Origin of the sequence: Bartonella gliris, from assembly GCF_045277155.1 — a bacterium.
Classification (GTDB): domain Bacteria; phylum Pseudomonadota; class Alphaproteobacteria; order Rhizobiales; family Rhizobiaceae; genus Bartonella; species Bartonella gliris.
Window position 1 is genome coordinate 1570276 of the sequence record NZ_CP123962.1, and the last position, 19124, is coordinate 1589399.

18 protein-coding genes, 1 tRNA gene and 1 pseudogene are annotated in these 19124 nt (G+C 41.6%); 10 read left to right on the plus strand and 10 right to left on the minus strand.

The annotated features are described in order from the left end of the window. Window positions 1-106: 106 nt before the first annotated feature. Both ftsH and glmM read left to right on the plus strand, forming a co-directional pair. The gene (gene ftsH / locus QHG54_RS07015; RefSeq protein WP_406604081.1) at window positions 107-2260 is read left to right on the plus strand and encodes an ATP-dependent zinc metalloprotease FtsH; all 2154 of its coding nucleotides are present in this window, start codon (window positions 107-109) and stop codon (window positions 2258-2260) included. 504 nt (window positions 2261-2764) lie between these two features. Next, window positions 2765-4144, plus strand: coding sequence for a phosphoglucosamine mutase (glmM, locus tag QHG54_RS07020; RefSeq protein WP_317993866.1), 1380 nt, complete (start codon window positions 2765-2767; stop codon window positions 4142-4144). A 435-nt stretch (window positions 4145-4579) separates the two neighbouring features. Here glmM and QHG54_RS07025 read toward each other — a convergent pair whose 3' ends face one another. Then, window positions 4580-5017, minus strand: a complete 438-nt coding sequence (locus tag QHG54_RS07025; protein WP_317993865.1) for a phage holin family protein — start codon at window positions 5015-5017, stop codon at window positions 4580-4582. Window positions 5018-5022: 5 nt separating this feature from the next. Next, window positions 5023-5349 carry a DUF883 domain-containing protein gene (locus QHG54_RS07030; RefSeq protein ID WP_317993864.1) on the minus strand — a complete coding sequence of 109 codons (327 nt, stop codon included), beginning with the start codon at window positions 5347-5349 and terminating at the stop codon, window positions 5023-5025. Window positions 5350-5874: 525 nt separating this feature from the next. On the opposite strand from QHG54_RS07030, the gene QHG54_RS07035 reads away from it, so the two are divergent. Beyond that, entirely contained in the window at window positions 5875-6723 is an 849-nt protein-coding gene (locus QHG54_RS07035) for a MotA/TolQ/ExbB proton channel family protein (protein WP_406604082.1), read from the plus strand. Between the two features lie 3 nt (window positions 6724-6726). Then, on the plus strand, window positions 6727-7302 hold the full coding sequence (locus tag QHG54_RS07040; RefSeq protein ID WP_317993862.1) for a biopolymer transporter ExbD: 576 nt from the start codon (window positions 6727-6729) through the stop codon (window positions 7300-7302). 409 nt (window positions 7303-7711) lie between these two features. Here QHG54_RS07040 and dut read toward each other — a convergent pair whose 3' ends face one another. The 4 genes from dut to QHG54_RS07060 form a co-directional block, all read right to left on the minus strand. Beyond that, entirely contained in the window at window positions 7712-8260 is a 549-nt protein-coding gene (gene dut / locus QHG54_RS07045) for a dUTP diphosphatase (RefSeq protein ID WP_317993861.1), read from the minus strand. 152 nt (window positions 8261-8412) lie between these two features. After that, the gene (locus QHG54_RS07050; protein ID WP_317993860.1) at window positions 8413-9222 is read right to left on the minus strand and encodes a VIT1/CCC1 transporter family protein; all 810 of its coding nucleotides are present in this window, start codon (window positions 9220-9222) and stop codon (window positions 8413-8415) included. A 441-nt stretch (window positions 9223-9663) separates the two neighbouring features. Then, window positions 9664-10233, minus strand: a complete 570-nt coding sequence (locus QHG54_RS07055) for a disulfide bond formation protein B (protein WP_406604083.1) — start codon at window positions 10231-10233, stop codon at window positions 9664-9666. Between the two features lie 12 nt (window positions 10234-10245). Next, window positions 10246-10854, minus strand: a complete 609-nt coding sequence (locus tag QHG54_RS07060) for a YqaA family protein (protein ID WP_317993858.1) — start codon at window positions 10852-10854, stop codon at window positions 10246-10248. 222 nt (window positions 10855-11076) lie between these two features. Between QHG54_RS07060 and QHG54_RS07065 the strand changes: the two genes are divergently transcribed. Continuing rightward, a tRNA-Leu gene (locus tag QHG54_RS07065) sits at window positions 11077-11161 on the plus strand. A gap of 990 nt (window positions 11162-12151) precedes the next feature. Here QHG54_RS07065 and QHG54_RS07070 read toward each other — a convergent pair. Continuing rightward, on the minus strand, window positions 12152-12292 hold the full coding sequence (locus QHG54_RS07070) for a hypothetical protein (protein WP_406604084.1): 141 nt from the start codon (window positions 12290-12292) through the stop codon (window positions 12152-12154). Window positions 12293-12435: 143 nt separating this feature from the next. Here QHG54_RS07070 and QHG54_RS07075 point away from each other — a divergent pair, with 143 nt between their 5' ends. The 5 genes from QHG54_RS07075 (at window position 12436) to QHG54_RS07095 (ending at window position 15395) form a co-directional block, all read left to right on the plus strand. Then, window positions 12436-12615 (plus strand): hypothetical protein, encoded by a 180-nt coding sequence (locus QHG54_RS07075; protein ID WP_406604085.1) that lies wholly within the window; start codon window positions 12436-12438, stop codon window positions 12613-12615. Window positions 12616-13502: 887 nt separating this feature from the next. Continuing rightward, complete coding sequence (locus tag QHG54_RS07080) at window positions 13503-14069, plus strand: hypothetical protein (RefSeq protein WP_317993811.1); 567 nt, start codon at window positions 13503-13505, stop codon at window positions 14067-14069. Further along, window positions 14066-14593 (plus strand): hypothetical protein, encoded by a 528-nt coding sequence (locus tag QHG54_RS07085; protein ID WP_406604086.1) that lies wholly within the window; start codon window positions 14066-14068, stop codon window positions 14591-14593. The genes QHG54_RS07080 and QHG54_RS07085 overlap by 4 nt, the downstream gene beginning before the upstream one ends. Before the next feature lie 62 nt (window positions 14594-14655). Continuing rightward, window positions 14656-15198, plus strand: coding sequence for a hypothetical protein (locus QHG54_RS07090; protein ID WP_406604087.1), 543 nt, complete (start codon window positions 14656-14658; stop codon window positions 15196-15198). Next, window positions 15195-15395, plus strand: coding sequence for a hypothetical protein (locus QHG54_RS07095; protein ID WP_317993808.1), 201 nt, complete (start codon window positions 15195-15197; stop codon window positions 15393-15395). Before QHG54_RS07090 ends, QHG54_RS07095 begins: the two co-directional genes overlap by 4 nt. A gap of 1003 nt (window positions 15396-16398) precedes the next feature. Here the strand turns inward: QHG54_RS07095 and QHG54_RS07100 are convergent. The 3 genes and pseudogenes from QHG54_RS07100 to QHG54_RS07110 all read right to left on the minus strand — a co-directional run bounded on the left by QHG54_RS07100 (window position 16399) and on the right by QHG54_RS07110 (window position 19018). Then, the gene (locus QHG54_RS07100) at window positions 16399-16626 is read right to left on the minus strand and encodes a hypothetical protein (RefSeq protein WP_317993807.1); all 228 of its coding nucleotides are present in this window, start codon (window positions 16624-16626) and stop codon (window positions 16399-16401) included. A gap of 115 nt (window positions 16627-16741) precedes the next feature. Next, window positions 16742-17298, minus strand: a pseudogene (locus tag QHG54_RS07105) (lysozyme); the annotation flags it as partial. 763 nt (window positions 17299-18061) lie between these two features. Next, window positions 18062-19018, minus strand: a complete 957-nt coding sequence (locus tag QHG54_RS07110; RefSeq protein ID WP_317993806.1) for a YopJ/AvrA family T3SS effector serine/threonine acetyltransferase — start codon at window positions 19016-19018, stop codon at window positions 18062-18064. Between the last annotated feature and the right edge of the window lie 106 nt (window positions 19019-19124).

Sequence of the window (19124 nt, forward strand, 5' to 3'; positions counted from 1 at the left end):
TCGCTCTAAAAGAGAATAAACATCTTCTCGTATCTTGGCAAGGGGCAGACAAGGTTATATGTTAGAGGTGACTATTTAAAATCTGTATTTTATAAGTGGACTTAACATGAATTCCAATTATCGCTCTCTCCTCATTTGGGGAGTTATTGCCTTGATTTTGATTGTATCGTTTTCTCTTTTTAATGGAGATAGCCAGCGTTCTGGAGGTGGAGAGGTCTCCTATTCCGAATTCTTGCAGAAAGTTGAGAATAATGAGTTGAAGTCTGTGACCATTCAGGGGCAGAAATTAACAGGAAAAACCGTTGAGCACAGAGTTATTTCAACTTATGCACCACGGGATCCAAGCTTAATACAAAAATTGGAAAGCAGAAATGTTAACGTTAAGGCTATTCCTGAAAGCTCAGGCAATAGTATCTTCCTCAATCTTCTCTTTTCCTTATTGCCTGTTATTATTATCGTTGGGGCGTGGGTCTTCTTTATGCGACAAATGCAAAGTGGATCACGCGGGGCGATGGGATTTGGCAAATCAAAAGCAAAATTGCTCAATGAAGCGCAGGGGCGCGTTACCTTTCAGGATGTCGCCGGCGTTGAAGAAGCAAAGCAAGATCTCCAGGAAATCGTCGAATTTTTACGTGAACCACAAAAGTTTCAACGCCTAGGTGGACGTATTCCACGTGGCGTTTTGCTTGTTGGTCCTCCCGGAACGGGTAAAACCTTGCTTGCACGCTCTGTTGCCGGTGAGGCTAATGTACCCTTCTTTACTATCTCAGGGTCCGATTTTGTCGAAATGTTTGTCGGTGTTGGTGCAAGCCGCGTGCGTGATATGTTCGAACAGGCTAAAAAAAATGCACCCTGTATTATCTTTATCGATGAAATCGATGCTGTTGGACGCCATCGGGGTGCCGGATTGGGAGGCGGAAACGATGAACGCGAGCAAACCTTAAACCAGTTGCTTGTCGAAATGGATGGTTTTGAACCCAATGAAAGTATCATTCTTATTGCTGCAACAAACCGTCCCGATGTGCTCGACCCTGCTTTGTTAAGACCAGGGCGCTTTGATCGCCAAGTTGTCGTGCCAAACCCCGATGTTTCTGGACGTGAAGAAATCTTGAAGGTTCATGTGCGCAATGTGCCTTTAGCTCCTAATGTTGATCTGAAAGTTTTGGCAAGGGGAACTCCAGGATTTTCTGGGGCTGATCTGATGAATCTTGTTAATGAAGCCGCTCTCATGGCTGCTAGCCGCAATAAAAGAGTCGTCACTATGCAAGAGTTCGAGGATGCTAAAGACAAAGTGATGATGGGGGCTGAACGTCGTTCAACCGCTATGACACAAGAGGAAAAAGAACTCACTGCATATCACGAGGCAGGACATGCTATTGTCGCTCTCAATGTGCCTGTGGCAGACCCTGTTCATAAAGCTACAATCGTACCAAGGGGAAGGGCGTTGGGTATGGTTATGCAATTGCCTGAGGGTGATCGCTATTCCATGAGCTATCGCTGGATGATTTCTCGTCTGGCTATTATGATGGGTGGACGCGTGGCCGAAGAATTGAAATTCGGAAAAGAAAATATTACATCCGGTGCTTCATCCGATATCGAACAGGCAACAAAATTAGCACGGGCGATGATTACACGATGGGGCTTTTCTGATCTCCTTGGCAATGTCGCTTATGGTGATAACCAAGATGAAGTCTTTTTAGGGCATTCCGTTGCACGAACACAAAATGTCTCTGAAGAAACAGCGCGCATGATCGATATGGAAGTGCGTAAGCTCATTGATGATGCTTATAAAAATGCTACAACAATTCTGAAAACAAAAAAACAAGAATGGTTCGCTCTGGCGCAAGGTTTGTTGGAATATGAGACTTTAACCGGTGCTGAAATTAACGAGGTTATTGCAGGAAAGCCTCCTTCACGAACACAGAAAGATGAAAATGCTTCTGTGCGTACTTCATCTGTGCCTAAAACAAACGCTGGTAAGGGTGAGGCCGGTAAAACAACGGCAGAGAAAACAAATGCTCGTAAAGCAGAGGGAGAAAAGGAAGGGCTGAAAGCTGGAAAAGGAAAAACAAAATCCAGTGATGCCGATCCCAATGATGCTGCGTTTAAAGAGACAAAATCTCAGGAGGGTGAGAAAAAAACACAAAGCACAAAAAAATCTGATGGAGCAGCAAATCTTTCTGGAAGCAAAGCAAATGCTGAAAAAGAGTTAAATGCTAAAGCACGTAAAGCCAAACAGGAACCTTCTAAAGATGCTTGAGTGTTCATGTCTTTAAGTCCCTGTATCTTTAAAGACTCCCAGTCAATTCTTTAAGGGGAAGTGCAAGTAAGCTTGCGATTTTAAAAACAGCATTTGAAAGGGTCTGTGAGGACAGCTCGGACACTGCTTTGCGATTCTATGGTATGAGAGAAATGGTGTTGATGCGGTGTTGGGGGAAGTGTCTTAAAAGCGCATTTTTGCAGGATAGGGGGGGCTGTGAGTTGCGTTTATAGAGATGCCATGTGGTTAAAACGCTGCAGAGAAGAAGTTGATTCAGTGTGTAGGTTATGAAAGCGTATCTGTTGGAGTGGAGCGTGGTTTTTAGTGAAGCAGAGATTTATTTTGGAGTAGTGCATGGCGCACGTCTTGATTGTTTGAAAGAATGAGTGCCTGAAAGAATGAGTGGATTATAAATAATTTTACCATATTGGGGGATCTCTTTGTATGAGGCGGGGTACTCTGTCAAGAGTGCAAGAGAAGAAGTGTGTATACAAGGAAATAGGGATGGCACAAAAATATTTTGGTACAGATGGAATTCGGGGTAAAGCCAATGTTTTTCCCATGACACCAGATTTTGCCATGAAAGTAGGCATGGCGGTGGGGATTTTGTTTCGGTCACAACATCAGTCGCGTCGTGTGGTGATTGGAAAAGATACGCGTTTATCTGGTTATATGTTGGAAAATGCCCTGGTTTCAGGATTTACTGCTGCTGGAATGGAAGCTTTTTTGTTGGGGCCTGTGCCAACGCCCGCCGTTGCTATGCTCTGCCGTTCATTGCGCGCTGATCTTGGAGTGATGATTTCTGCTTCTCATAATCCCTTCTATGATAATGGACTTAAACTCTTTGGACCTGATGGTTTTAAGCTTTCAGATGACATAGAAACAAAAATTGAACAGTTGATCGATACAGATCTTTCAAAATCCTTAGCCAGTTGCGCTGAAATTGGTTACGCAAAACGGGTCGAGGGTGATATTTACCGTTATATCGAATATGCTAAACGAACTTTGCCCCGTGATGTTCGCTTGGATGCTTTGCGTATCGTTGTAGATTGCGCCAATGGTGCTGCTTATAAGGCTGCACCGCGTGCTTTGTGGGAATTGGGAGCTGAGGTCTTTGCCATTCATGATGCGCCAAATGGTACCAATATTAATCACAAATGTGGATCAACCGATTTGACCTCTTTAAAACAAAAAGTTCATGAAGTGCGTGCTGATGTGGGGATTGCGCTCGACGGTGATGGAGACCGCGTTCTCATTGTTGATGAAAAAGCGCAAACCGTGGATGGGGATCAGTTGATTGCTGTCATTGCTGAACATTGGCATAAAACAGGACGGTTGCAGCTTAACGGTGTTGTCACAACCATTATGTCAAATCTTGGGCTTGAGCGCTTCTTAAACAGTAAAGGATTAGATCTTTTACGCACAAATGTGGGGGATCGCTATGTTGTCGAGGCAATGCGTCAGAAGGGATATAATGTTGGCGGAGAGGCTTCTGGGCATATTGTGCTTAGTGATTTTGGCACAACCGGCGATGGGTTGGTGGCTGCCTTGCAAATTTTAGCCTGTATGCAACAAAGTCAAACCTCTATGAGTGAGTTGTGTAAGCGCTTTGAACCTGTGCCGCAAATTTTAAAAAACATCACGGTTAAAAACAAAAATGTGCTCGAAAAAGATTCGGTCAAAACGGCAATAGAACAAGCAATACAGCATTTGGGGAAAAAAGCACGGCTGGTCATCCGTGCTTCTGGAACCGAGCCAGTCATCCGCGTGATGGCTGAAGGCGATGATCGACAAGCTCTTGATATGATCGTGGCAGAGTTGGTGGATGTTATCACGCACCATGATGCCCTTGCAAAAGTAAAGGATTTTGTTGAGAAAGCGTGATGCTTTATTGCAAACTCAAATAAGGGTGCGTGATTGCTTATCTTATGGCACGCTCTTCTAGAGCTTGGCGGTTGCTCATGGTTATTGCTCCCCCCCCCTCTGAACAAAGAGTCAGAGATGAGAAAAACGTCAGAGAGAAGTCGTCCTATGAGGAATGGTCAATTTTTCTGCGATAAAGCATCATTGGATCATGTCTTCTCATGTGAATATTCTCATTATTTTATTCTCCATACAATGAAGGGTGAAAGCTTTTTATCACGCATAGGGTGGTGAAAGCGATTGTGTCTTATTGTTTGTCTTCGGTCTTGAGGATTAATATTTCCGCAACATTCCGTTGGTGGCGGTGTATGCAAAACAAAAGAAGTGCCTTCTCTTTATACAAGAGAAAGCACTTTTAGGGGGGATGGAATGGTGAGTACATACCTCATAATATGCTCAAGAGTGGTTTTTTTTATCCTTTTTCCACAAAAAATACGTCACAAATCCAAGAACTGGAACGCCCAATTTAGCAAAAGGCAGATGTTTGCTGAGCAGTGAAATGCTTGATAGTGTTGCATCTGTCATAAGTTTATGACGCTGTTCTTCCAACTTCTTCTGTTGATTGTAACGGCGCGTCGCTTTTAAAACTTTGCTGGCGAAAAAACCCAGCCCCGCAATAAAAAACCAGATGAAAAACATTGTACTGGCTGCTGCAAGAGGCTTCATGACCCAACATAATGCAATAAAACCCATGATACATAAAAATATCAGCGATATGAACAGTGAAATTCCAATAATCCCACAGAAAATTGCTTGAAGGCGCATTTGCTTGACGCTACTTTTGAGTTCTCCATCAAAAAGATGATTTAAAAGAGGGGCGATAAACCTATGCATGGCAATTAACGACGCAATATTTGAGCGAGAATAAAGCCAACACCGGCCGCAAATAAAACGCTTTTGCCAGGGTTTTTGCGAACGCATTGATTCATGGCTTGTTCAAGATCACTTATTTTGTCTTTCGCTTGAGACATAATCTCTTCGCCACTTTCCATTGCTGAGCTATAGAGTTTTTCCGCTTTATCTTTGGCGGTGTTTAATTTGTTTGCACCAAGATGCGACAATGTTGAGGTTATTCCTGAAATTTCACTGCGTAATTTCTCTAATTGGGTTTGTAGGTCTTTCTCTGCTGCTGTCTTATTATTTTCTGTTTTTTTATTGCTTGTCATAATGCACTTCCCTCTCTTAACGCATTGTACTTTATTTTTTCGTGTTCATTGTGATTATTTGTATGGAGTAAAAAATTTTTACTGCTTGGTAACGTCAAATAATTTTTTTAGTTCCACCTCTTTTGGCAATTTATTCTTCTCTTTATTCAATCTAGAAGTGTTTTTGATAAAATCAATCTTGCCTGTGAAATCAATCTTGCCTGTGAAATCAATTTTGTTTGTAAGATCAGTCTTGTGCGGGAAACGCATCTTGCTCGTTGAAGCCATGAAGTTGGGCAAGCTTATTTTACAAGCTTATTGTAAGCTTATTTTAATTGTGTATAGGAAAAATTTCTTGCACAATCCCCCTTGAAAGAGAGGTTTCCTGAAATAAAACTATACTTGATTTATCAAGTTTTGTTTCTTAGACTAAGCGCCAGTGACATAAAGAAGGAAGAGGTATTGCGGGCAAGTGGTGCTGCCCTAATGATGACACAGCTGTAAGATCAAAAAAATAATATAAAACCACAATAATGTGAGACAGAAATGGAATCTGAGACAGTACCCTTAGACAACGCGTCTGCCGTATTGGCTGCGCATGATCTTTCCCCTTTTTCAATGTTTATGGCGGCTGATTGGGTCGTAAAGGCCGTTATCGTTATTTTGTTGTTGGCTTCTCTTGCGTCTTGGACAATTGCTTTTGTAAAAATCGTTGAAATTACTTTGGCAAAACGAAGAGCGCGGCGTGAACTGGAATTGGCTGTGAATGCTCAGACTCTTGCGCGTTTGGCTGCTCACTTGAAAGACAGCAAAGGGCCTGGGGTGGTCTTTTTAAAAGAAACTCTTAAAGAGGTTTATCTTTCTACACAGCAGGTCAACTTTATTGCAACAGAAAGATCCAGTGAAAAACAAGGGAGTGAAAGACAAGGTCAGTCCGCTTTTTCTGAAGATGTGCTCCCTTATGAGGAGATCGCGCGATATGGAGAGATCGCTCGTGATGTTAATGAAGGCGTGAAAGAGCGGGTGCATTCGCTTTTATCTCGTTGTTTGCTGGCTGCTACGCGCCGTGTGGCATGTGGGAGCGCTGTTCTTGCAACCATTGGCGCAATTGCTCCCTTTGTTGGTCTCTTTGCAACCGTTTGGGGAATCATGAATTCTTTTATCGGAATTGCCCAATCGCAAACAACACGGCTTGATGTGGTTGCTCCTGGAATTGCTGAAGCCTTGCTTGCAACGGCTATTGGGCTTTTTGTAGCTATCCCCGCTGTTGTTATCTATAATAGCCTTATGCGTGCTCTGAGCAGTTATCGCAATGATTTAGGTGATATCGCTGCTGCCATTGAAAGGATCTTGAGCCGTGAACTCGATAGACATAGACAGAAAAAAAAGTCATAAACAATGAAAGCAAACTTTAATGATGATTGGGAGTCAGAGGAAGGTGGGTTGCACAATGAGATCAATGTAACACCTTTCATTGATGTTGTTCTCGTGTTGCTCATTGTTTTTATGGTAGCTGCGCCTTTGGCAACCTCTGTTATTCCTGTTCAGTTGCCTTCCGTAAACCAAGCATCTTCTGTTGTGCAGCCTGAGGAACCGCTTTATGTGACTTTGCAAAAAGACAGCTCTCTTTATGTTGGCAATAATCTTGTCAGACAAGAAGAGTTTGTTGAAGCTTTGTTTAAAGAAACAAACCGAAATCTAGAAACAAAGATTTTGATCAAAGCCGATAGCGAAATCGACTATGGTGCTGTCGTGGATTTGCTCAATCAAGTACGTACTGCTGGATATAGCAAAATCGGTCTTGTGGGGATGCAAAAATCTTCCAATGTTGCTGCAAGCGATGGTACGCATAATGGCGAAGTACGCACGACAAGTGATGCTGGAGCGAACACTCCAAGAGATAGTGCAGCCGGTGTCGTCAATGATGCACAAGCGTATGCGGTGGAGAGTGCAATAAACGACGGCGGTGAATAGCTCTGCAAGCGAGGCTTTTATTCTGCCATAGAGAGGACTGTTTCCATTGTGCACAACTATCTTTAAATGCATGAAAGTGCAAGCCTGGCATGAAGGTGCAAGCGAGTGCCATCATACTGTTTAACAGCTCTCAATATTGTGTTAACCCTTGCATTGGAGAGCGTTCATAAGGGGCATATTTACTCCTTTCTTAAACAGGTTTTTTATTCACACGCTCATCCTCCTTGTGATGCGCAAGGAAATGGTTGTGATTGATTCAATATAAGAGGGTTGGAAATAAGAGAATCTTACAATATTCAGGAGGGGCTAATTCAAATTTCAGAATGATAAATTATCATTATAAATCAATGTTTTGTATCCATTGTTCAGTAATAACAATAATAAACAGGAAGTTACCGTTCATTTCTGTTTAATCATGTCCTGTTGAACCAAAGCCACCGGTGCCACGATGTTGTGCGCCGTTTGATGTTTGGCTGTTGTCTTGTTGATCTGGTTCAATTTCGCAAACATTTACCTGAGTAACCGGTGCAATTACGGTTTGTGCAATACGCATGCCACGTTGAATAGAAAAGTTTTCTTGCCCTAAGTTGATGAGAAGAACTTTCACTTCACCGCGGTAATCGCTGTCAATTGTTCCAGGAGTGTTGAGGCATGTAATGCCGTGCTTTAAGGCTAAACCAGAGCGTGGACGGATTTGTGCTTCAAACCCCTGCAAAAGGTGAAACACAAGGCCCGTTGGAATAAGAGCGCGCTGACCAGGAGCAAGCACAACAGTTTCTTCTTCTGCAAGGGCTGCCCGTAAATCAAGACCTGCAGAGCCCGCTGTAGCATAGTGAGGAAGCTCTAAACCTTGTCCATGCTCAAGGCGTTGGACTGATAAGGTCGCTTTTTGTGAATGGTGAAGAGAGACATCCGATTGAAGGGAATTCTTTTGGCTGTTCAAGTGCGTATAAGGCATGGTCAAAGCATCTCCAAAATATAAAAAGCAAACACAACTCTAACAAAAGATTTTTTTCAAAACAAGCCGAGAAAAGTCTCTCGAGAGGGAGATCCTTTCTCATGCTTTGTTTTAAAGAGTATCTGTTGCATTTGCAGATCTCTTTATATTCTTCATATATTGCCGATTAAAATACCGGTAGCAAAAACCAAGGCTCCTCCAATGATAACCTGTAATGATGCCCGCCAAAAGGGTGTCGACATGAATTTATTTTGAATCCAGACAATGGCCCAGAGTTCGAAAAAGACAATGATAAAAGCAATAACTGTCGCGAGGTAAAAAGAGTTGATCAAATAAGGAAGAGTGTGACCTAATCCACCCAATGTTGTCATAACACCGCTGGCAATCCCTCTTTTGAGTGGAGAACCACGGCCCGATAACTTGCCGTCGTCATGGGCTGCTTCTGTAAAACCCATCGAAAGACCCGCACCAATCGAAGCAGACAAACCTATCAAAAAGGTTTGATATGTATCACCCGTTGCAAAAGCTGCTGCAAAAATGGGTGCAAGAGTGGAAACAGAGCCATCCATTAATCCTGCAAGACCAGGTTGAATCCACGTTAAAAGTGTTTGTCTTTGTGTTTTCGATGGTTTTTTCGTCGCTTTATTGGTTGCCGTTGTTTTTCGAGAAGGGGCATGGTGGTGCTTGCTTGTGGCAACAGCAGTCCGGTGACACAATGCGCTTGCAGTTCTTTGACTCTGACAAGAAAGGCAAGCAAGCTGCTTATAATTTTCAAGCTCTTGGATGCCCATTGCTGTGAAAATTGCTGCCTGCTTGGAGGAATAAGGCTCTAAAGCTTTTGCGTATTTTAAATAGAGTGCCGCATGCTGCTCTTTTGTTTTGAGCATCCGTATCATCATCTTTTGTGCTGAACGAAAGGACAGAGCTTTGCGTTGTACAAATGAAAAAAGAGATTTGAACATTTTCTGTTCCTTTGCACTTTAGAATAGTTCTAAGATATAAGATGAAAAAAACGAAAGTCAATGCAAAATTTAAAAATTGCAAAAAGATGGTGGTGAAACCAGAAAGGATTCAGTCAAAAAGAAAAGTAAAAAAAATAGCAAAAAACTAGGGAAAAAAAACAATGAATGAAAATCACATGTAAAAAAATTGATTGTAGGTACGGAGAAAGGAAAGAGAGTGGACTCAATGAATTATGCTCAGAAAATTATGCCAAGGGAATTGTGTGGAGGAATGTATTGAGAGATTACAGCAAAGGGAGCGTGCTCGAGAGGGGGCGTGTGTGCTTGTCGGGGAGCGCTGTGAGAGGTTTGTGCTGGTATTGGAATGAGAAGGGGAACATGCATGCTTGGCATGTTTGGGGAGGGGTGGTGGCATGTGGTTTTGCTTTTGTTTTGCTGTGATCATTTTTGGCGATATGAAAGAAGCCCTTTTGAAGCAATATAAAGGCTGGCAAGCATATAAAAGAGGCTAGCAACGACATTCCAACCGGCAAATGAGAGAAAAAGAAAGCGCGTGGAAGCTTCAGAACAGGAAGGAGGATGGATGTTGTTTAATCGGTTAAGCAGCTGGTTGACGTCTGTTACCATCCTTGCTGCATTTGAACCACAACTGAGAGGGGCAGGCCAAAAGCCATATTCGATACCCGCATGATATATCGCTAAGACAAAGCTGATCGACATTAAGACAAAAACACACAAAAATAAAAGTTGTATCCACAAAGACATGCGGGAAAACCATGCTCCAAAACCCGCTAAAATTAAAAATGGTATCGCACCATAATATGGAAAACGCTCAATGAGGCATAAATCACAAGGAAGGTACCCACCAATATGTTCAAAACCAAGTGCGAGACCTATCGTGGCGGTTAGGCAAAAAGCGAGAAAAAAAGCCCATAAACTTTGCTCTTTTCTGCTGGCTTCAAGATAAAGATGCTTATTCAAAATAGGCTTAGAAAACAAAACGCATGTCATTGTGCATGTTCCTTAAAATAAAAGGTGCTTTTTCACCAAAGCTATGAAAATGCCATAGACCAGTAAGAGAGTAACACAACCAATCAGGACAATCCATTTCAAATGGCGGGCAAGAAAATTCATGGCTTTATGCCCAAAACGCTGAATGAGCCATGCGAGAAGGTAAAAACGTGCTCCACGTGCAAAAATACAGGTTAGAATAAAAACTCCAACATGTATATTCATAACGCCTGCCAAAATCGTTACAATCTTGATCGGTGGAAGGTGAAAAAATCCTGAGGTAATCAGTAAAATCACCAGAAATTGCAGTGTAGCACCGTGTTGTAGGGCTTGAAAACTTTCAACTTTACCATAAAACTCTAAAATCGGTTTAGCGATATTGTCATAGGCAAAATGCCCAATAAACCAGCCCATAATGCCCCCTAAAACAGAACATACAGTCGCAATAAAAGCATAGCGATAAGCCCGCTTGGGATGGACAAGGGCCATTGGAATATACAAAACATCTGCCGGAATTGGAAAAACAGAACTTTCAATAAAAGCTATGAACCCCAGCCAGTGTGGTGCTGTGCGTCGATTCGCTAAAGAAATCGTCCAAAGCTTTAATTTGTTTAATATCATGAAGTCTTTCATAACTTTAAGAGGTAAAGACTTTACAAATTGTATCCCATAAAACCTGTTAAAGCCCATGGGGAAAAACACCCTCTAAACCAGATGGGCAAAAAACATTAAGAATTCTTAAAAAACGAGAAGTCTAGTGTTGACGAATCTGTTCTTCTTCCTATAGTGCAAAGAGATAATCAGTGACTTTGTCCTTTATGACTTTGTCCTTTATGACAGTGTGCGGGTGTGGTGGAACTGGTAGACGCGCCAGACTCAAAATCTGGTTCCGAGAGGAGTGTCGGTTCGAGTCCGACCACCCGCACCATTTTATATAGGTTTTCCCTTCATTTTCAGTAGATATTAAAGTTCAGTAGATACTAAAAAACCACCTCAGATTTCCTCACACCTATTATAAGGGGCTTTTTATGAGGGGTTGTATGCCAAAAACGCTGAATGGGAACCATGCAAGAAGGTAAAAACGTATCCCATGTGCAAAAATACAGGTTAGAATAAAAACTCCAACATGCAGGGTGTCATCAGCTTATGATGCTGGAAGTGTCGTATCAGATCAAGTTGTGATGGTATAATGGTCAATCCCTTAGGCACCACCACCTTTACGCTTGTGAAGGTGCAAGTGTGAAGGTGCAAGCTGGCACCATGATACTCTTTAGCTAGCTTTCAATATTGGCGACTCCTCTTGTATTGCATTGTATCGCAGGGCGTTGATGAGAGGCATTTTTGCTTCTTGTCTTGTACAGTTTTTATTCACGCGTCATCCTACGTGTGATGTGCAAGGGGAGATGGTTTCGATTGATTCAACATATACAGGTACAGGTTTGGAATGAAAAAATTTTACGGTATTCGGGGTCTCTTTTTCAAGTTGCAAAACGATAAGTTACCCTTATAAATCAACATGTTGTCATGATGCAAAAGGAATAATCAAGACTTCTTATCAAAGTCTCTTTTAGCCGTTTCTCTCTAGCTTTTCTTTCATTTTTTGCGTCCTGTTAAGCCATTTTATGAAAAATTATGCAACATTCTTCATTTTGGGCACTTTTAGGTAAGATTTAAAATAAAAGATGGCGCCGTGGTAACTTCTCATTTGTAAAAAAGGACAGAAATGTTCCTAAGAAGTCATATTCTATCAATAAGCAGCAGGGATTGATGAAGAATATGTGGTTTATTGAAGATTAAGTATTAGAGGCATGGGAAGACTGAAAATTCTCCCCGCCGTTTTGTTGAAGATGTTCATTTTATTTTAAACGCGAGAACTCCATGATGAGAGTTTTCCCTTGACTTTAACATAAGGCACGTATCACGTCCCTTGCGTCCCTTGCGTCCCTTGCGTCCCTTGCGTCCCTTGCGTCCCTTGCGTCCCTTGCGTCCCTTGCGTCCCTTGCGTCCCTTGCGTCCCTTGCGTCCCTTGCGTCCCTTGCGTCCCTTGCGTCCCTTGCAAGAAATATGCAGTATCGATAAATGCAATGGTGGTGTTAGGAGGCTGTCCTTGGGAGGGGGTGGTGAGAGGGGAAGCTTGTAAGGAGTGCTTGTTTCCTTTGTTTGGGCTTATAGAGTGTGCTGTAGGCTATCGAGAGGGGCGGTATGAGAGGGAAACGTGAAAGCACCGGTAAGATTTACCACGAGGCGGTATGCTGTAGGGAAGGGACGTATATCTCCATGCGTTCTTGTGTTGGTGGCAAGTTGTGGCATGGCGCATCCGTTATCAATGGTGGTGTTAGGAGGCTGTCCTTGGGAGGGGGTGGTGAGAGGGGAAGCTTGTAAGGAGTGCTTGTTTCCTTTGTTTGCACTTATAGAGTGTGCTGTAGGCTATCGAGAGGGGCGGTATGAGAGGGAAACGTGAAAGCACCGGTAAGATTTACCACGAGGCGGTATGCTGTAGGGAAGGGACGTATATCCCCATGCGTTCTTGTATCTTCTGGTGATTGGATGACAAAGCTTCTTCTTTTGGGAATTGTGGCTTTAGGTTTTAATACTCCTATGATTGAGAGTATAAGGTGCACAAAACTGAGGTTCTGTTCAAAAAATTCTTCAAAGTTCTCGTAAATATGCCAATGCTTTCAAAGCTAAACAGAGCAAAAGGCTTTTTTGCTCTCTTCTCTTAATCCTCTTGTTTTATACTCTTTTCTTATCGTAAGAACAGATTTTGTTTATGTGCCATCTTTTTTATTTGTATGGTATCGTAACGCTCCACAGCCGTAAATGCCTGACAAAACTGTTGGCAGATCAAATCCACGTAAAGCGAAATGAATGGTGTTGTGACTTATGCTGTAAATCCTCAGAGCTTTTTTAAAAATAAGGGATTGAAAACTTTTATTGAGGCTGTTACATGAGACTCTCTTAATGCATAAAGCTCTCAAATGCTTTCGCATGTGTGTCGTGTGTGTTGGTTCATCAAAGGCGCAAAAAGCTTGGCTGTTGTTTTCGTTTTGGTGTTTGATTTTACAATACAGCGACGGGTTTATGTGGGTGTGTAGGCTTTTTCTTAAGCTGTGTTGGTACAGTGTGGTGTGTTTGTTTCATACAGTGTGGGGAAATCGCTGAGTGTGCTTTATCTAGCTGCTTTACTGGATCGGCAATGCTGCACAAGTGGGCAGTGCTGTAAGAGTGAGTAGAGCTCTAAAGATTGAAAAAACGGGGGAAATGTCCGTATGGTAACAGACAAATCACAACCAGACAAATTACAGCTACAGTGCGAATCTGATTCAGTGCAGGGAGATATTGTCTCACAAGCAGCACTTGATACAGACTCTCAAGTGCTTTCGTTCAAGGAGGCAATGAATTTTTCGCTGAGAGATTCTATAAAAATATTCTGCATTTCTGTCATAGCGTTGGTGGTCCTATGTGTTGTTAGTTATATGAATCCTTTGGAATGGTTTCACGTAATATCTGCCGAACAGTTGATAGCAATGGCTCAAAAATATTCTCAAGGGTCATTAATAGAATATTTTAAAACGCTGTCTTGGCAACAGGCTCAGATTGAAACAGCGGACATGGAAGCCTTGTGGCGTGCTGCTGGGTGGAATGGCGTTTGGGCCTTTGTATTCATGTTACCGAATACGATTATTGGATATTTTGCTTTCCTCTTTCCACTCATTTTTATTCTCTACAGGATACTGAGGCGTGAATTGAACGAAATGATTCAGCAGCTGGAAAAATTACCTGTAGAGCGCGATAAATCGAGCACTCCACACAATGGAAGAGGGGGAAGAAAATGAACATTTTGATAACATTAACCGCAGTATTGACCATGGTGGTTATGTTTCTCACTTTGGTCATGATTTGCTTTTTTACCATTATGGCAGTGGATGCAATTTATTACTCTTTTATAAAGCGTGCGGCATTGTTGTTTCGCATGGGTAGGAAGCTGAAAAAAATCGCCAAGCAGCAATTGTGCCCTCAACAGAGAGAAATGAAGGGGCAGAGTTTAACGCTTGACACAGGGGTAAGCGCCTTTTCGTTTAAACAATCTCTTGCTCTTTCAAGCAAAGATTATAAAAGAATATTCTGGAGCTCTCTTCCCATTTTTGTTTTAAGTGTTGTAGGAAATATCTATGCAATATCTGTGCTTCCACAGTTGATGAGTGGTGCGGGGGTGGGTAAGTCTTTCTTATTCTCTCTTTATGTACTGGTGGTGATGTTTTGGGTATGTGTTGCTTTTTTTCTGCCTATTGTTTTGGTGCTCTACACTCTACTCAATTATAGGTTAAAAAAAATGATTCAAAAACTGGAATGTAACTAAGTAGCAACCAAACTGATCAGGACACACAATTGTTGATCTTGGCATGACGATAGGGGAAAAAGGTGGGAAATTTAATACTCTTTTTAGCTTCTTTAGGGTTTTTAGGATTCATCATAATGGTTATTTTAGCTTTTATGATCGTCTTCGGGCTTCCTTATTTTTTTATCAAGCGTGTGCGATTGTCTTTCAGCATAGCTGAGGAATTGCAAGCGCGCGCGGCGTGCCAATTAAGCCGTGATGAAAGCGAGATGAAAGGGCACAATGCTGCACTGGAGACAAGAAGGCGTCTTCTTTCTTTCAAAAAAGCGATGATTCTTTGGCCTAAAGAATATAAGGTGATATTTTTTATCACTGTCGCCTTCGTGATTTTTCAGGCTGCTGTCTCTATGGCAATCCAGTTGGGATGGAGAAGCGATGTGAGCGATTTTATCACGCTGCTGCTGGTGTGCATAATTTGGGGAGCTGTTATATTTACGCCATTGATTTGGGGGCTTGTCACAATCTTAACGGGTAAATTGAAAAAAACTATTCAGCAATTGGAAGAAGCAATTGCAAAACAGGATGAAGCAGTTCAGTCTACAGAATGCCACAGGGGGAAACAATGACCAGTAGTTTTATAGCATTAAGTGCCCTGCGTGTTCTCTCTTCGATGATTTTTAGCACTTTAATGGTTATGCCCATTTTGCTGCTTTATTACTTTTTTATCAAGCGTGCGCGTTTGTATTGTCGAGCGACACGGGAATTGAAAAGGGTGATGAAAGAGCGTGATGCAGTGCTGGAGCAGTCGTTAGAGGAAAAATAGCAAGAAAAAGCAGCAAAATTGAGCGTTTGATACGTGATAAAGGATAGCAATCAAATTTGCTTCTTCATCTCTTTTCTTCGTGTATTGCAAGCATAATTTTTATCAAAAGAGCTTGGGTAAAAGGATAAAAGAATATTCTCTGTTTCTTTTGTCATTGTGCTTTCTCCAATTCTCCTTTTCTTAAGTCTTTCTTGCTCAATGCGGGGAGGATAGCTTTTCTTATAAGCTTTTAGTTGTTGGTATCGACAATCTTTAGTTGTTCACATGGGGGGAGGGGCTTGGTGTAGGCGCTGTTCTTCTCACCATTGCTTTTTGCGCTCCGTATCATGGTGATGGGGGCATTAAAAAATCATGCAGCGCTTAAAAGAAGCAATTTCTCAACGAAAAAAGATGCTTCATAGGGGTATATGGGCGCAATCCGTTACAAACGCGATAGAGAAATATAACCAGTCGTTTTGTAACATTCATTGTTCTTTTCGCTGGGTTTTCTTTTCTCTTCTGGATGATATTGGGCGTTTTTATGATCATGTCCATTTTGTTGTTTTATGACTCTTTTAATCAAGCGTGCGTGTTTATCCAGTGTGCGCGATTGTCTTGCAAGGTGGGGGGTGACTGAAAAAGTGAGGAGAGAGCGAGGCACAGCAAGGAGACTACAACCGGTTACAGAAAGCAATCATTGCGAGAAAGCAAGTGGGTGAATTGGCAACATCATGGCTTTTCCTTATACCCTTCACGGGGTGCTGCTGCCTTGGGTGGGCTTGGGAGCGTTGCGAGATGTTGCTTTAAAGCAAAATATTACTTTTATGCTTTCGTAGCGCATGATTATTTCTTGCAGCATTTTTTCTGTTTATCTAAGTTCCGTTTTTTTTAGCCATGTTTCCACCTACAGAGGCGTTCGCCCTGTTTATTATGTTTTAAGATCTCTCTTGCTAAGTGTGGACTGATGACATTAAGATCTTGCCGACTTAAATAAATTGGCGACCAACCAACACAGGAAGAATACTCATTTGTCACGCACCCAGCGAGAGAGATCAGCACGCACATCAGTATCACTTTTTTTGTTAATTTCATTTTCCACCTCAAGCCGTGTTGTTGCTGACTTTAGAGCCTTTTCTGTTTGCTTTTGCCGTTCGGCTTTTTTTCCAAGAGTAAAAGCTCTTGCTAATGCAATAAAAAATGCGGCTAAAGCCATCCCGATCATCATGAGATTTTTTTTAATCGACAAAATCATAAGTGCTGCTCCTTTAACTGTTTCATAACAAAAAATATCCGTACATGCGGTTCAAACCATATTCGCTGCTAATGCCTATTGGAGTTGCCCCCCCATTGCTCGACAAAAAGCCTCAAAGTCCTGAAAAAGACCCTATCATTGGCGCAAGTGCTTCTGCTTTGAAAAAAACTGTTGGTGCTTGCGTTTCTATTGTTTGGTCATGAGAAGAAATAGAAGCTCTCCCTTCATCCATAATCCTGCTTCTGTTGCATGCTTCTGCTGCATGTCGGTCATATGAAACCTTGAAGACGTTTGCTGCACGCTTTGGTTCATTTTTGTAATTCGGTTGGCGCCGCTTTATAATTGCCTTTATTTAGTTTTTTTAACAATGGAGAGTTGCAAAAAGCTTTTCTGCCTTCCTTATAACAAAAAGACACGAATGCCGCGAACTGCCAAGGGCTTAAAAAAAACTTGAATTGCTTGTTCCACAGCTGTTTTAAACTTTCTTAAATCTTGACAAAGGAGTTTTTCTGCTTGCTTTTTGGTGAGTGTCATCCCTTTGTGAACAAAAGGTTTTCCAGCAACACTGGCCAGAGCAACATTTATATGTTCATAACCAATTATTCGCACATCGATGGCGTCTTTATAGGCACTTCAATGCAAGTCTTCCCATTGTTTAACAAGTTTTCCCATTGTTTCATCAGGGCAAACCCTTTTTGTAATATTTTCGCATAAATTTCTTCATAAAAAAAGCCTTACTTTATGTGAAATTAAATATGAAACTGACTGACAGATTAAAAATGAATTGCTTGCTCATTGTTTAAGGACAAAAGCGAAGTGAAGCTTTGATGAAACAACAAAGTTGGTAGGTGATGGTGTTTCTAAGGCGGGTTATGGGTGTGGTTGGCGCGTGGGGTGGAAAGGCTTCTCAAGAAATTTTACGAGAGCAGTTTTAAAGCATATGCTGCTTGCAAAAAACATGCAAGTTTTGTGTCTCTCAGGAGAGATGTTCTGTCTATTGTTGTCAAATGTTGTCAAAAGAACCTTGCGGCTTTTCATACGGCTTTAAGATGTGCTGTTTTTGAAAGAATAGCCCCGTTTTACTTTAATATGCAGGTTTGTTTACATTGTTTGCATTCTCCAAATCGAAAAAGCAAACAAATTTAACGCACCTAACCTGATGCATAAGCTTAATTCCCCTCCATATGTTGCGACAGCTCTTGTATTTGAGAGCGTTTATGAGAGGTATTTTTACGCCTTTTTTCTCGTGTTTTTATCCACATGGGTCCATCCTGCTTGTAATGTGCAAGCGGATGATTTCGATGGATTTGACATAAACAGGTTTGCAATAGGAGAATCGTACGATATTTTGGGCCCTCATTCAACAGGCAAAACAAACAAATTATCCTTATCCATCAATGTGTTGTTATATTGGCAAAAACGTTAAAAAATGACCTCATAATTTAAGGACGGATTTATATTCAGTGACCCTTTTCTTGTGTAATGAAACAGAGACAGTCTTCCCCTCTATTGTCACTAAGTTCTTCTCAAACCTCTCACGCAACGTTTCGCCTTTTTTGTTCACTTTTGTATTTTCAGCTTCTGGATTTGTTTCACTATATTTCTGGAGACGTCTTCTCCCTTGCGTGTGTTTGTGAAAAGACGGTGGAAGATATGGGTCCAACTTATCAGAAGGTAAAGTAAGATTTGTTTTACATAACACACTAGCAATATTATCCCCATGCAGCCTTGTCAATTTATCAGCTTCGGTATGAAGCTTTTTGGCAAGCGCTAAACTTATTATGCTGCATTCAGAGGGGCTTCGTTGAATATCCATCTCTACCTTGGAAAAAGAACATTCAGGCAATTTTTCTTGAATGGTTAGGTATATTCTTACTCCTAGCAATAGAGGGGCCTCATCAGTGAAGGTTGCAGGTTCGAAAAGGATCAAAGATGTTTTACCCTCAATCGTTCTATGATCAAGAACTGCAGAATGGATTCCCCTATCCGTTGTGTTCACTATATATCTGGAAGATTGAATTCCGCTCTCGACAGCTTCTTTTATGGAGGAGACAAGGTCTTCAGATGTTGTAATAAATTTAAGATTTAATCCTTGATGTTTATGATTTGCTTGGTCTATCAGAGCAGGCATCATTTTAAGATCTGTATCTGCATAATAATGAGAGCCTTCGAACCATTTCCCATTAGCAATATCACGCTCTAGATCGGCAATAATATCTTTTAATTGTTCATGACTAAAGGGGATCTTTTTTTCTTTTTCGATGCTGAGTTGCTCTAAATTTGTAGCAAGATTTTCTAAGGATGCATTTGCACTCTCATTCTCTTGCGGTGGTGCTGAACTCTCTTGTGTTTGTGCTGAACTATGGGGGGGTTTTGAATCTTGTGGTTTCATAATATTTCATCTCCGTGTTAAAAGTCAGAACTAAAATATTATTTTCCGCTTTTGGCTAAACAATGTTTGGCATTGATTGCCATCAGGGAAGGGGGAGGAGAGCGCT